The 15701-nt window shown below is 36.5% G+C and carries 7 protein-coding genes; all 7 read left to right on the top strand.

Features of this window, described 5'->3' with window-relative positions; translation table 11 throughout:
- The first annotated feature begins 56 nt into the window (after positions 1-56).
- The 7 genes from IJL02_RS06655 to IJL02_RS06625 all read left to right on the top strand — a co-directional run bounded on the left by IJL02_RS06655 (position 57) and on the right by IJL02_RS06625 (position 15683).
- Positions 57-2393 (top strand): RyR domain-containing protein, encoded by a 2337-nt coding sequence (locus tag IJL02_RS06655; protein WP_292813599.1) that lies wholly within the window; start codon positions 57-59, stop codon positions 2391-2393.
- Positions 2394-2486: 93 nt separating this feature from the next.
- On the top strand, positions 2487-3842 hold the full coding sequence (locus tag IJL02_RS06650; protein ID WP_292813594.1) for an MATE family efflux transporter: 1356 nt from the start codon (positions 2487-2489) through the stop codon (positions 3840-3842).
- 86 nt (positions 3843-3928) lie between these two features.
- Positions 3929-8557: a C1 family peptidase gene (locus tag IJL02_RS06645; RefSeq protein WP_292813590.1), complete on the top strand. Its 4629-nt coding sequence runs from the start codon at positions 3929-3931 to the stop codon at positions 8555-8557.
- A 304-nt stretch (positions 8558-8861) separates the two neighbouring features.
- Positions 8862-13928, top strand: a complete 5067-nt coding sequence (locus IJL02_RS06640; RefSeq protein ID WP_292813585.1) for a cobaltochelatase subunit CobN — start codon at positions 8862-8864, stop codon at positions 13926-13928.
- 40 nt (positions 13929-13968) lie between these two features.
- Positions 13969-14676, top strand: a complete 708-nt coding sequence (locus IJL02_RS06635; RefSeq protein ID WP_292813581.1) for a DUF2162 domain-containing protein — start codon at positions 13969-13971, stop codon at positions 14674-14676.
- Positions 14677-14688: 12 nt separating this feature from the next.
- Complete coding sequence (locus IJL02_RS06630; protein WP_292813578.1) at positions 14689-15333, top strand: MotA/TolQ/ExbB proton channel family protein; 645 nt, start codon at positions 14689-14691, stop codon at positions 15331-15333.
- 14 nt (positions 15334-15347) lie between these two features.
- Positions 15348-15683, top strand: a complete 336-nt coding sequence (locus IJL02_RS06625) for a DUF2149 domain-containing protein (protein ID WP_292813575.1) — start codon at positions 15348-15350, stop codon at positions 15681-15683.
- Positions 15684-15701 lie beyond the last annotated feature (18 nt).

Raw genomic sequence — 15701 nt, 5'->3', positions numbered from 1 at the left:
AATGCTTATTTAGTATTGTCAATATACATTTAAATAATATTATTTTGGGTGAAATAATGAGCGGTGAAAATAGTTCCAATGAACAAACAGTCGAAAAATCAAACTTAAAACAGTATATTGACAATTTCTTTGATTTGATAACCTTGTATGATGATAATTTGGTATTTACCAATGCCGAAGGCATAAAATATAGTCACAAATACAAAGAGATTCTAAAAGCGGCAATTGACGTGTTCCTGCAGCATGAATCCACATATACTGCAAATGCGGTTTATGAAATGTTTCTGATGATTTATCAGATTACTCCCGAAGATAAAAACAAGGTCGATGAAAACAGCCAGGAAAGTCTTATAAGCGAGCCTAACACTCTTCTTGATTTGGTTAACATAATGAAAAAATATGAGGAAAATACCGGAGAGTTAATCGACAGGCAAAGGGACCATTTCATCCATTCAGTAAACGTTTTTATCCTTGGTCTGGCCATTTATGCCCAAAACAAAAACTACAGGGATAAATTTAAAAAATACATTACCGAAAATGAATTCTATAAAAAATACTACAAGATTGACGGAGAATTTTCACATGAGGAATTTTTATACCGTTGGGGAATTGCAGCTCTTTTCCATGACATAGGTTATCCGTTTGAAATTATCGGAAAACAGATTAATAAGGTCATTGACGATGGGGTAAAATCAATTTCAGTCAATTATGATGTAGACGCACACATCGACTTTAGGGATTTCAACGAATTCAATTCAATAGTCAAAATTCACCCTTATAACTATGCTGACAAGTTCAGAGGCAGATATGATGAAACCAGAGTTCTTGATTTGTTCAAGCCTACCGATATAATGGCACATAAGATTTGTCTTGACTTCAAATTAGGCAAAAACAAGTTCAAAAAACTGCTCAAGCATCTAAACAGCTTCGTAAAATACATGAACGACAATAATTTCGTCGACCACGGATACTTCTCAGCTATCTTGGTAATGAATTCATACGGTAAGCTAATCCAGAAATACAGCAAGAAAAATAAGGATTTCTTCTTTTATCCTATAGTTGACAGTGCAACCGCAATCCTATTGCACAACTACTACAATAAGACCCTGCAGAAAAAGCCGTTCAGTCTCGGAAGGCTGAAACCTGACGATTCACCAATATCTTATCTCCTGATTTTATGTGATGAGCTTCAGGAATGGAACAGACGACCATATGGAGTTTTGGATAAAAAGAAAAACCATGTAAATGACTTTGATGTTGAAATTACCGAAGAGGACATGAAAGTCAGATACATATTGAAAAACGGATCCATGGGTCTTGGATTTGAAGAGAAAAAAGATGAATTCATTTATAGTGTATTGGATGTAAACAGCATTTTTCCAGCAAAACTGGCTATTCTGCCGGATATTAAACTTGACAAAATTAAAAGGGACATTACAATATCTGAAATCAAGGCACCGGACGTATTGTTAAGGAATATAGAAAAGCTGGCCATAAAGATTAATGAACAGTACAATATTACAACCAGAAAAAAATTGGAAGAAGCTAGGAAAAATAATGATGTGGAAAAAATCAAGGAATATGAAGAGAAATGCGAATATCTATGTCACTTTGATGATTTGCGTTCAGATTATAAGATGTCAAATATCCGCCAGGCAAAATCCATTCCTAAAAAGCTTGCGATGATCGGTTGTGAAATTGCCCATATCGATGAAACTGAAATGGTTGAAGTCACCCAATTCACTGCAAACGACGTTGAAGATTTAGCAATTTTTGAACATGACGACTGGCGTAAGGAAAGGGAAGGTGTTGGCTGGGTTTACGGTCCTGAGAAAGACCCTGACAGACTTACATCTCCTTATCTTGTTGACTGGGAAGACCTTGATGATGAAGAAATCAAGGATTTCGACAAGGATGCCGTTAGAAACATTCCTAAACTTTTGAATTCCATCGGATTGAAGGTTGTAAGAAGCAGGCTTCGGGCACTGACCTTTAAGATGAATCAGCTTTATGAAACCGGTACACTTGATGATACTACAACCGGTGAAGAACAGTTCTATAAGTTGGAGCCACATATTCAGTTTTCAAATTTAAAGCAGGCCGACCATTTGGTAAAAATATTAAACGAGAGCGGCTATGATTTGGTGGCCAAAAAAGACTTTGGTGAACCAGTTTATGAATTTACCAGTGAAGAAGTTGAATATTTTGCTAAAAGAGAACATGAAGGCTGGTACAAGCTTAAACTCAATTTGAATGAAACCGACAGCAAGAATTTCGTCCCATGGAAGGAGCTGGATGAAGAGGTTAAAAAGAAAAACAGACAGACATTCGACATGCTTGCCATGATGTGTGACGATAAAAACGTCGGTTTGAAAATTGTCAGAAACGAATAAATCAGTTTCTCTCTTTTCATAACTTTTTGACTGATTGGGTTGATATGCTGACTGCTTATTGGTTGTTTTTTAGTTAATTTAAGGAACATTAAAATGAATTCAAATATCGACTCGATTACAGGAAACCCCAGAAAAGCTATTAACAAACTTGCTTTTCCCACAATTCTGTCAATGCTTCTGATGTTTTTGAACAATCTGATTGACAGCTTTTGGGTTGCAGGCATCAATGCCGATGCTCTTGCAGCTTTAGGTTTCATATCTCCATTGTATCTTGTCATCATTGGTCTTGGAAACGGTGTTGGTGCAGGTGCAAATTCTCTCATCTCAAGATATGTCGGAGCGCGTAAATTTGAAGATGCAAATAATGCAGTTATCCACTCATTTATCTTGATGGTAATCGTTTCGATTATAGTTTTACTTGTAGGGATTTTTCTTTTAAAGGATATTATAATATTGCTTGGAGCATCATCAGTAAGCACATATTGCCTAAGCTATGGACAGATTATATTTTTGGCAAATATTGTATTTCTCACACCTAACGTTACCGCAAGCATCTTTCGAGCAGAAGGCGACATAAGAAGAGCAACAAATCCTTTGATACTGTCTGCCATTTTCAATATGGTTTTGGATCCGATTATGATTTTCGGTTTAAATTTAGGAATATTCGGTGCAGGGCTGGCAACAGTTATAGCTTCATTTTTAGGTTTTCTTTTGATGGCATACTGGATTTTTTTTAAAAAAGACACTTTTTTCAAGTTCTCTTTAAGCCATTATAAACGTAAACTTTCCATATATAAGGATATATTGGTCGTTTCGCTGCCTGCAGGAACTGAAGAGATAATATTTTCACTTGTAGCCATCATCCTGAATTATCTTATTGTCATAACTGCAGGTGTCGGTGAAGTGGCATCATTTACTATTGCGTGGCGATTCATATCAATTGCGTTTCTTCCGTGCATGGCTATTGGTATTGCAACCATTACAGTTTCAGGTGTTGCTTATGGAGCGCGTAACTGGTCAAATTTCAATGAGACAATTAAATATTCAACCCTGCTGAGTTTGGCTATCACTTTAATGATTAGTGGACTGTTTTTCATTTTCGCCTATCCTATTTGTGAATTTTTTAATTTCCAGGCAGGCAATCTTGCACTGGTAAGCAGGTCTTCTGAAATTTTAAGGCTGCTTGTATTTTATAACTTCCTGATTCCGTTCGGAGCGACTGCCGCATATGCATATCAGGGTGTCGGATCCGGTTTTAAGTCATTGGCTTTGACAGTCTTAAGGGAACTGGTCTTAAGCATGGCTTTCGCTTATATAATGGGGATTTATATGGGGATGGGAGTCTTTGGTGTGTATCTTGGAGCCATCATCGGGATGAATATCGGTTCTATTTTTGGTTTTGTCTGCATATGGATATTCAATCTTAAGTTCAAAAGGCAATTCGGCTAGAAAATTGAACTGATTTTTGAACTGAGTTATAATTTTATATCTTCGGTTACATAAATAAATACAATTAAAAATTTTGAGGGATTAATTTGTCAAAACGATTAAATAAATTCATTTTGATTTTCTCCCTGATGGTTTTATTGATGATTATTCCGGCATCTTTCGCTTATGAAAATGATACCGGATTATTTATAGACCAATCGGCAGATACTGACATTTACGTTTCAGTTAGTGATGAAAATCTGTTGAAAGAAAAATATAATGATTATTATTTTGATGCATCAGCTCAAAAAGATGGAAACGGTTCTTTTGAAAGCCCATATAAATATCTGAAATCTTCAAGGTTAAAAGATTATTCCAATATTCATCTTGCAAACGGCGAATATACTCTTGATAAGAAAGCATATGTTGATTTTGTAAATTTCATTGGCAGTGATGTGGATAAAACAGTAATCACTTATGGTGGTGTGGGATTAACTACATCTAATGACGTAACGCTTAAAAATATTACTCTGATTGATTGTGCAATTGATAATTCAGGTAATCTTAAGGCAACAAATACTGTTTTTTTAAATGGTACGGGTAAAGTTAATGGATATGGCGATTCTTTTGGAGGTGCCATTTGCAGTTATGGTGGTTCTTTAACATTTGTAAACTGTACTTTCGCCGAAAATTATGCCACTTTTGGAGGTGCTATTTATATTTCAGGTGATATTTTGGATGTTTCAGATTCAAGGTTTATTTCAAATTCAGCATTCGGCATCGGTGGAGCCATTGCATGTGAAAATAATGTTAATGTAACAATATCAAAATCCAAGTTCTACAATTCATCATCCGTTGCAGGTGATGGCGGTGCAATATATGTGATCGATTCCGACTATTTTAATGGAAGTGATTTGCAAATCGTTAATTCAAGCGGAGCTTTCGGAGGGGCTATAACCACATTAAACTCCAATGTGTATTTAACTGATATCAATTGTTCCGATTGTCGAGCTAGGTGGGATGGCGGTGCAATCTATGCCATGTACTGTGACTTTTCACTGACCAAATCCACTTTTGAAAGTAATTCGGCATTAAACGGAGGAGCATTGTTTATAGATTGCTGTGATTATATTGTCAAAGGCAATGGTTTTTATAATAACAGTGCTTCCTGTGCCGGCGCAATCTATTCTCTTCTGAATGAATTGAACAATACTTTGAAAACAGACAACAATTTCAGGAACAATAAGGCCAACCAACATGATGATGTATATGATACTGATGAAATCAATCTCAATATAGGAAGCGGCAACTATACATTATATAAATTCACACCAAAATCTATTGAAAATTTACCGGCAAGATATAGCTTGATTGATGAGGGTCAGGTTACAAGTGTTAAAGACCAAAAGACCAGCGGAAGCTGCTGGGCTTTTACAGCACTTACCATTCTTGAATCCTGCATTTTAAAAGCAGCTAATGTTACTTATGATTTCTCTGAAGAAAACATGAAAAACCTGATGGCTTTATACTCTCACTACGGATGGAATTTTACTCCAAATGAGGGTGGAAATTTTAGGATGAGTCATGGATACCTTTTAAGCTGGTTGGGTCCTGTTTTGGAAGTTGATGATGAATATGAAGACCCTTCAGTTTTATCTCCTGTTTTAAACAGTGTTGTTCATGTTCACAATGTATTGCAATTGCGCCATGACAACTCAACTGATAATGATGCAATCAAGGAGGCTTTGATGAAATATGGGGCTGTCGGAATAGCCATCAATATGAATCAGGGCAGGTTTTATAATGCCCGGACATACGGTTATTACTGTAATGAGAAATCATCTCAAAATCATGCAGTCACCATTGTCGGATGGGATGACAATTACAGTAAAAATAACTTTAAAAGCACTCCTGAAGACGATGGGGCATGGATTATAAAAAACAGTTGGGGTGATTATTGGGGAGATGACGGTTATTTCTATCTTTCATATTATGATGCTAGCTTTTGGGGTGATGAAATCTGGAGGGCTCCTTATACCTTCATTTTAAATGACACTGTCAAGTTCGATAAGAATTACCAGTATGATGTTCCTGGAGTCACTGACTTTTTCTACAATACCACTTCCAGCGTGATGTATAAAAATGTTTTCACATCCGAGGGCGATGAATTTTTAGCAGGCGTTTCAACCTACTTTAATGAATTGACTGACTGGAGCGTTACTGTCAATGTAAATGATGAATTTAAGGCATTCAAATCCGGAACTTCCAATAGGGGTTATTTTACCATTGATTTGGATGAAATGGTTCTTCTTAAAGCAGGCGATGTGTTTGAAGTGATTTTTAACATTACTGTCGATGGTGATGCTGCTTTTCCAATTTCCGAGATTTATGAGTTAAATCATGAATTTTATTATCCGGGAATCTCTTATGCAAGCTGGGACGGTGAAAACTGGCTGGATTTATATGATTTGAAATCCTCATATCCTGACCATTGGTATGCATCACAAGTTGCCTGTATTAAGGCTTTTACCATTTTAAGAACTCTTGATACGGTTTTAACTTTGGATTTTAATCATAATTTTGAAAATCCGGTAACAATTACCGCCACTGTTGTTGATGAGGACGGCAATCCGGTCAATAAAGGGCATGTGACATTCACTATTGAGGGCATTGATTATGCAATAGATGTCAACAACGGAATTGCCAGCATGAAATACAGCTTTGAAGGCGAGTCCAAATACGTTTCAGCAACTTTTGACGGCGAAGGCTATTCATCTTCATTTGATGAGGGTATCGTTGATTTTTCAAAAACAGATGTCATAATGGATTTGAAAATATCTCAGGCAATGAACAATGCCACATTGGATATAACATGCTTAAACAAAATCAGCGAAGACCTGATAGTTTATATTAATGACAAGCAGATTAAGCCGGTCAGACTGGTTGACGGCAAGGCAAAAATCGATTTGACAAATCTCCAAAATGGCGTCTATAACATAAACATTACTCTTCCCGCATCTTCAATTTATGAATGTGATGCGATTATTGATTCCTTTGCCGTTGATGTCAGTAAAACTCAGATATTTGCATCCGATTTGACTTTCGGCGAAAGGGATGTTAAAATATTAAATGTCACTTTGGTTGATGAAGCTAAAAAACCTCTTTCAAACAGATTAATAAATGTTGATGTGGCAGGATATTCATTTGCAGGTTTCAGCGATGAAAACGGAGTGTTGAGACTTCCATTGCTTTTGGATGTCGGCAAGTATGACTGTCAGATAACATTCGATGGAGACAATTCCCATTTCAAGTCAGACGCCAGCATTAAAATCGAAATCGAGAAGTTCACTAAAAATTCAAGCCAGATTATAATCGACGTAGGAGAGGTCAGCATTGGTGAGGACGTTGATGTGGACATTTATGTTCCTGGAGCTACCGGTGAGGTTATAGCAATATATGACGGCGAAAAAATTGAACTCACATTGGATGAGGACGGCTGCACTGGAATTATTATCAGTGAAATCGGTGCAGGAACACATATTTTAGACGTTTTCTATGCCGGTGATGATAATTATGAGATGGCCAATGCAACCGAGATTATTGAAGTATTGAAATTGTCCAGTAAAATTAATTTGGCTATAAGCGAGCCTAGAATCGGCGTAGCCACTACAATAAATGTCGAAGTTCCCGGCGCAAGCGGAGAAATCCTTGTTGTTGTAGATGGTGTTGACTATATCAGACAGCTATTTGACAGCAAGGCCACACTGACAGTGGATAGTCTTGCGGTCGGAAATCATGATGTTGTGGTTGTCTATTATGGTGATGATATATATGATTCAACTTATGCAAATATGATTGTTGAAGGCACTGCAGTTTCAAGTGAATTTAAACAGCTCACAGTTTCAGGTTCAGGAACAGTTTCAGCCGTTCTGGTTGATGAAAACCAAAAGCCAATAGCAAACGCTAATATAAAATATACTATAAACGGCAAAGCATTCAGCACAAAAACCAGTAACAACGGAGCTGTCAGTATCGAAGTGTCATCCAATTCAGACGTTGTGATTACATATGATGGCAGCGACAGAATATTGCCTGCAAATGTCTCTTTAACTATAAAAGATCTGATAAAACCGAGAGTTGCAACGTCCATCAATGCTCAGGACTACAACACATATTCCATTGACTATTATGCAGGTGAGCGTGGAGGATACTTTGAAGTCAAATTGGTTGACGCCTCAGGTAAGGCCATTAGCGCAAAACCGGTCAAAATAGGATTCAACGGTATGGTATATAATACCACAACCGATAGTGCAGGTTGGGCAAGACTGCAGATTAACCTGGCAAATGAGGGAACATACACTTTTGCAGTCGCATTTTTAGGCGATGACGACTATCAGGGTGCATTCACTGTTAAAAAAATCATCGTAACCAAGAAAACAACAAGCATAAGTGCTCCCGCCAAATCATTCAAGACATCTGCAAAAACAAAATCATATACAGTAACTTTAAAAACCATTCCAGGATCATCCATTGACGGTAAAACTTATCTTAAGGAAGGTAAAAAGGTTACAATAACAGTTGCCGGTAAAACATACTCTGCAAAAACAAATGCCAACGGACAGGCTACTTTCAATTTAAACATCAATAAAAAAGGTACCTACACAGCAAATGTTAACTTTGCAGGTGACAATTCCTACAAGGCTTCAAAAGCAACAACAAAAATAACAATCAACTAGGGAGATTCATTCTCTCTAACTTTTTTTCTTTTAAAAATACGTCTAAAGTATTACTTTTTTAATGAATTTTCCACTTTTTGTATTACTTTTTTTGAAAGTATTACTGATTTTTTCTTTATTTAAGTACTTAGTATTACTTTTTAATCTTAATTTAAATTAGTATTACTTTTTTGGCGATTTTAAGCCATTTGGTATTACTTTTTTTAGAAAACTATATATCTAATTTTATTACAAATTTATTGTATGTAGTAATAATTTATTATAAAATTTTACTACATTCCTTTAAAAATAAAGGTGAATTTTAATGAGTTTTTTTAGAAATAAACAGAATATTGTCCTGATTCTTTTAATAATGCTTTTGTTCAGCATTTCTGTTAACTTTGCATTTGCCGAAGAAAATGCAACAGATAGTGTCAATCAGGATTCTGATATGAATAAATTAAAAGTTTCAGACAATGACGGCTCTAAAAAGATTTCAATTAATAATTTTGATGAGAATTTAACTGATTCTCGTGAAACTACTTTATTTATAATCAGTGATAATCCGGGAGTAAACATTCTGGATAAGGCAAGTGTAGAACTTTTGGATGAAAACTCTCTTCGTGATGTAAATTTAATTATCAGAAGCGGTGATCAAATCAAAACAATGGATGAAAATGAGTTGATTAGCTATTTATCTTCATGTGATGCATTTATCGGTGAATGGGTAAGCAGTGATGTTGATTCAGTTTTAACAAGTGTTTTGGCAAAAAATCCAAGTTTATCCAATAAGAAAGTATTTCTTATTTTGGAACCTCCTTCAGGAAATTTGAATTCAGAATCAAGTTTAATAAACCTGATTAGGAATAATACACTGAATTATAACAAGATATTTTCCGGAATTTCAAATGAGAATTTGATTAATTATTTCAAAAATACAAAAAGGGGTATTGCTTATTCTAATGTATACAATTTTATAAATACAAATGGACGAGACTTTAACTCTTTTTTAAATAATCTGGTTCTCTATAAAGACCTTAATGATAAGGATAATCTGAAAAATCAGATTTTATATGTCTTGAATTATTTGGGCTTTTCTGTAGAATATGAAAATCCAACATTTACAGGCTCCAAAAGCTATGGAATTTACAGGGACAGATGGTATTCTCTGGATGAATACGTTAAAGTATTTTTCAACTCCTCCAATACTCGTACTGTTGGAGTTTTGGAAAGTACAATGTATATTGAATCCCAGCAGTTGCATACCTGCTATTCCATAATTGAATCTCTTGAAGCAAGGGGATACAATGTTATTCCTGTTTTTGCAGCAGGAGGTTCTGCCGAGCAATTGGCTGTGATGGTTGAATCATGGACCAGTGCAGGCACAGATATCTCTGGATTTTTGGCCAATTCTTCTGCATATGACGTTTATGTTGATGCAATCGTTTCAATGGTTGCATATGGTGTGGGAGGCCAAAATTTCACAAAGGCAACAGACTTTTTTGAAAAGGCAGGAGTTCCAATCTTTCGTGCTGTTCACTCAGACTATGTTTCTAATGAGCAGTGGGAATTGGGATCAACCGGTCTTACAACTGAAAAAAGCGATAAATGGTGGCACATCACCATTGCCGAGACTCAGGGAATAATTGACGCCACCTTCATTGGAGGTGCTTCAAGTTATCTGTCTAATTTAACCGGAGCTAGAATTACTACTTATATTCCTCATAAAGGCAATATTGAGCTTTTAGCCGATAGAATCGATTCCTGGGTGGATTTGAAATACACATTAAATGAAGACAAGATGATTTCAATAATATATTATAATTATCCTCCGGGAAAGCAGAATATTGGATCCAGTTATTTGGATACTATTAAAAGTATCTACAATATGCTCTATACTCTGAAAAATGCAGGATATAATGTTGGAAGATTGCCTGAAAACGTGTCTGAACTTGAAAATCTAATCATTAAATGCGGTATCAATGTAGCTAACTGGGCACCTGGTGAGCTTGAAAAGCTGGCCAATCAAAGCGGTGTTGTTCTGCTTCCGGTCAGTGAATATACATCCTGGTTTGACTCTCTTGATGATATTGTAAAAATTCAGGTGACAAACGGAACCGTTGCATACATCGGTGAGCTAACCCGAAGGGCAGTCGAGCTTAACTACACTGTTACAATTTCAGATACTATTGATGACTGGTTCAATCAGGTTGCAGCGCTCCTTCCGGATGAAAAGCAGACAGAATCCAGAAAAGTCTTGGAAAATATTGTGGAGGCATTGAAAAATTATGCCAAAACCCAAAATGAGGATTATTATGAATTATATTTAAAGTATTTTGACGAATTTAAGCAATTAAACGTTTCAGGTTTAAACGGATGGGGAAATGCCCCTGGAGATGTCATGGTGGTAAACAGGAACGGAACTGATTACTTTGTTGTTCCGGGCTTGACATTTGGAAATGTATTCATTGCTCCCGAGCCTCAAAGAGGATGGGAAGCTGATATTGAAAATTTATACCATTGTACTGCAGTTGCTCCAACACATCAGTATCTGGCCGCTTATTACTATATGCAAACCAGATATTCAAATTCAATGATTTTTGTAGGAAGACACGCAACACACGAATGGCTGCCTGGAAAAGAGATACTTTTATCAGCAACTGATTACGGATCTGTTGTTGTTGGTGATGTTCCTCAGCTATACTTCTATATCAGTGATGGTTTGGGAGAAGCAATTCAGGCTAAAAGAAGAGGATTTGCTGTTATAATCTCACATTTAACTTCTCCAATGGCATTTACACATTTATATGCTAATCTTACTGCATTAGCTACCTTTGTCAATGATTATGATAATGCAAAAGAAGATTCTCAAAAACAAGTGATAGCTCAAAAGATAAAAGACATGATTATATCCAATGATTATTCGGCTAATTTGGGTCTCAACAAAAGTGATGTTGAAGCTATTTCAGCCGATTTATTAATCAAAAAGGTAAATGAGTTTCTCAAATCAACTCAGGACACTTTATATCCTTTGGGTCTTCATGCTTTGGGAGAGTATTGGAGTGAAGCCGATTTGGCCAATACCGTTAGTGCAATGATGGCACATGATTTGGTATTGGACAACAATCAGGGAACACTCAATCTGTTTGGTGAACTCTCAAGAATTTACTATTCCAAAGATTACAGTGATTTGTCTGCATTTGAAAGAGAATTTATCATGAACAAATCATATGATATCTGCAAAGCGCTGATTTACTGGAATGTGGATGACGTGGCTTCTGTTCTGATTAATTCAAATGATGAGTTTAACAATACCAATGTGATGGCTTGTCTTGATCTTGCAAAAACCTACATTGAACTTATTAATCAAAGCATATCCGGCGAGCTTGATTCAATGCTTGACGGACTTAATGGCAGATACGTTCCTGTAGGTGAAGGAGGAGAAATTGTTGTAAAGCCGTCTGTGCTTCCTACCGGTAAAAACATGTTCCAGGACCAGTCAAGTGAGCTTCCGACTCAGGATGCCTGGAATTATGCAAAGACTCTTGCATTACTGACACTTGCAGATTTAAACGATACAACAGAAAAGGTTATCATGGGTATCTGGTGTGTCGAAACCGCAAGGGACGATGGGGCACTGGTTTCAGCTGTTCTTTATCTGCTTGGAATGAAGCCTGTCTGGACAGATTCTTCAAGTGCAGGTTATGACGATGAAGGAAATCCTACCGGAAAGAAAGTGGGTGCAATGCCTGAAGTAATAAAACTCGATGATTTGACCCGTCCGGACGGATGGAACAAAAAAAGGATTGACGTGACAGTCATTACAAGCGGACTGTTCAGAGATTTATATTCTTCACAGGCAATTCTTTTAGACAACGCATACAGGGTAACTTTGGCCAGATCCTATCTGACTTTAATCAATAATAAGACATTGATGGAAAGCGAATATGGAAATCAGCTGAAAGAAGCTCTTGAAGGTGTTGTTGGTGGAATCAATTATTACGGAGTTTCAAATGAGCCATTAACTGATAATTACGTGGCTCAACATTGGATTGAAGACTGTCTTTACTATTTAAGTATAGGTTATAATGAGACTTATGCAGGTGAATGTGCGATAACAAGAATTTTTGCACCTCCTAACGGTGACTATGGTGCCGGAATATCCAAACTGGTATCAATGTCATGGACATGGAACAATACCGATGAGCTTGCTCAGTTTTATCTTGGAAGAATGGGAAACATGTATTCCAAAAATTACTGGGGAGATACAAACTCTTTGGTATTCCTTAGAGCATTATCAAATTCCGATACTATAATAACCAGCCGTAATACCAATCAGTACGGTGTTATGGACAATGATGACTTCTTTGATTATTGGGGAGGTTTATCAATGGCTGTTGAAAATGTTTCAGGAAAATCTCCTAAAATGAAGGTTTTGATGTATGCAGACAAGAATAATGCATATATTTCATCCCTTGAAGAAGTGATGTATAAGGAAATTGCCGCAAGATATGACAATCCTAATTGGATTAAAGGAATGATGAATGAAGGTTACAGCGGAGCACGTTACATGTCAAATAAATTTGTAAGCAATTTATACGGCTGGCAGGTAACAAGACCAAGTTCCGTTTCAGATGACTTGTGGAACAGGGTTTATAATACTTATTACAATGACAAATATGGTTTGGGAGTTAAAGATTGGCTGATGAGCGGAAACAATGCATATTCACTTATTTCAATGAGTGGAACAATGCTTACTGCAGCCCATGAAGGATATTGGAATGCCGATGATGCTACATTGCGTGATATTGCAAATACATGGGCTCAGGCTACCGTAAAAAACGGCGTTGCATGCTGTGACTGCAGCTGCGGAAATATTGCGATGATGCAGTGGGCTGTTCAGTATGTAAATCCCGATATTTTGGCACAGCTGCTTCCTAAATTGTATGATGCAACCCAAAATCCTGTATTTTTAAACAATACATATAACGTTCCGCCTGACAGCAGTGCAGATCCTTCCAATAGTGCGCCTTCAACTCCAAATCCAACAAAAGGTTCCTCATCAAGTTCCACTATCGCTTCAAATGCGACCACTACAAACAGTCAGTACTCACAAAGCAATGGAAACTCCAATGGGGATGCGGTTTCTGATGCCGGTGAAAGTTCATCCTCTTCAGAAGTTGGTGCTTCAGCACAGGAAGGTGCTGACGTTAAAAAATCCATTGAGATTAATCCGGTTACACAGCAGTCTGCAAGTGAAGTTGGATTGAGTTTAATTGCAGTTTTAGGAATAATATGTTTAATTCTTATAATTGGAGTCGGTTACTTTAGAGATAAAGACGGAGATAAAAAAACTAACAATTTAGATGAATTATTCAATGAGAAATTATGATTAATTCATTTATTTTTAATTTTTTAAAGAGGGAATATGGATGGAAGTAATTAATTTGTTATGGCAGTTGGGAATATTGTCAGCTGTTTTAATATTCGGAATAAAATTGGGTCTGGCTACCGGACTTGCCAACATGTCCAAGAGATATTTGGCTTTGGTTTCTATCGGTTACGGTGGAGGTGTTTTGGTTTTAACTGAAATATCATCATTTTTCACAACTCAGATTACCGATTTGATTTACACTTATAATTTTGAATTTTTCCTGATAATGGCCGTCATAATGATTCTGGCAGGCATTTTTACAATTAGGGAATATAAGGTATTTGAAAAAAACACTACAGCAGCTACATGTATGGCGGTTGTAGCTCCTTGTCCGTGCTGTTTCGGGTCAATCATAGTAAGTATAATGCTGGTTGCACCTACAGTCGGTTTGGGACTTATGAATTTAAGCGTAATTGTTGCTTTAGCATTGGTTTTAACCATTATTATAACATATTTCGCATCAAATTACCTGGTTAAATTTATCAATAAGCCTTATCCGATTGTATTGGGAAATTTCATGTTCTTTTTAGGAATATATTTCTTGCTTTCTGCCTTGTTTTTGCCAAACATTACCGCTTTGCTTATGAATCCTATGGATGCAATTTCAATAGCATCTCCTGAATATATACTGGCAGTTTTGGCTTTGATGTTGATGATAATGTTTTTAGGCGGATTTTACTTTAAAAATAACAGTTATTTGGATTGATGGTGATAATTTATGACAACAGTAATTCCTGGATCTGAAGTATTGACTTCAGGGTTGAATATGATTGCGCAAAGTTTGCAGATTCCTGTAATCATATTTCTGGTAATCTTTGCATTTTTTGCAATACTTACATTAGGCAGTCTTATTTCAGAATATACTTCTCGAAAAAAAGTAACGCCGGATATGCTTGAGAAATTAATATACTCAATTTCTAAAGCCACTTCCAGTGATGAACTGATGAATATAATTAAAAATGCCAAGCTTTATGAAAATCAGAAAGTGATTTTGGTTAAGGTATTGCGTTCTGAGTCATTAACCTCTGATTCAAGACAGACCCTTGCAAGAAAACTTATTGAATTTGAAGAGACAAAACTTGCAAAGACAATCGAAAGGACAGACATCGTTACCCGTATAGGTCCTACATTAGGTCTGATGGGTACTTTAATTCCGATGGGTCCTGGGCTTGCTGCTTTAGGTGCAGGTGATGTAAATACATTGGCAAGCGCAATCATTGTAGCATTCGATACAACAGTTGTAGGTATTGGTGCAGGTGCTGTCGGTTATTTCGTATCAAAAATCAGACGAAGATGGTATGAAGAGGATTTATCCAACCTGGATGCATTGGTTGATGCTCTTTTGGATAAGTTAAAACATTAACTGGGGTTTTGGCTATGGTTAGACGCAAATGTAAAAAGAGATTCAGCGAAGGTGAAGAGGACCCGATGGCCGGAACCACAAATCTTGTTGATGCAATGCTTGTTATTGCAGTAGGTTTTCTGATTTTTGTTGTAATCAGCTGGAATATGCAAAGCGTGATATTTGCTGATACTTCTAATGAGCAGAGTCAGGCTATTCAGGAGTCGAATGCAAATATTACTGAAGTTACTGAAGGCCAGGAACTTAATGATACTCCCGAGTCATCAGACAGTTCAGGTCAGGGTTATATGGAAATGGGAAAAGTATACAAGGATCCTTCAACGGGCAAGCTGATTATGGTTGAAGGATAATATATATTACATATAAAG

This window comes from Methanobrevibacter sp., from assembly GCF_017427765.1.
Classification (GTDB): domain Archaea; phylum Methanobacteriota; class Methanobacteria; order Methanobacteriales; family Methanobacteriaceae; genus Methanocatella.
This window is presented reverse-complemented; position numbering and strand designations above follow the sequence as displayed.

Excerpts from the sequence above, each read along its gene's own strand:
- IJL02_RS06655 (WP_292813599.1), top strand. The coding sequence starts at position 57 with ATGAGCGGTGAAAATAGTTCCAATGAACAAACAGTCGAAAAATCAAAC.
- IJL02_RS06650 (WP_292813594.1), top strand. The coding sequence starts at position 2,487 with ATGAATTCAAATATCGACTCGATTACAGGAAACCCCAGAAAAGCTATT.
- IJL02_RS06640 (WP_292813585.1), top strand. The coding sequence starts at position 8,862 with ATGAGTTTTTTTAGAAATAAACAGAATATTGTCCTGATTCTTTTAATA.
- IJL02_RS06635 (WP_292813581.1), top strand. The coding sequence starts at position 13,969 with ATGGAAGTAATTAATTTGTTATGGCAGTTGGGAATATTGTCAGCTGTT.
- IJL02_RS06630 (WP_292813578.1), top strand. The coding sequence starts at position 14,689 with ATGACAACAGTAATTCCTGGATCTGAAGTATTGACTTCAGGGTTGAAT.
- IJL02_RS06625 (WP_292813575.1), top strand. The coding sequence starts at position 15,348 with ATGGTTAGACGCAAATGTAAAAAGAGATTCAGCGAAGGTGAAGAGGAC.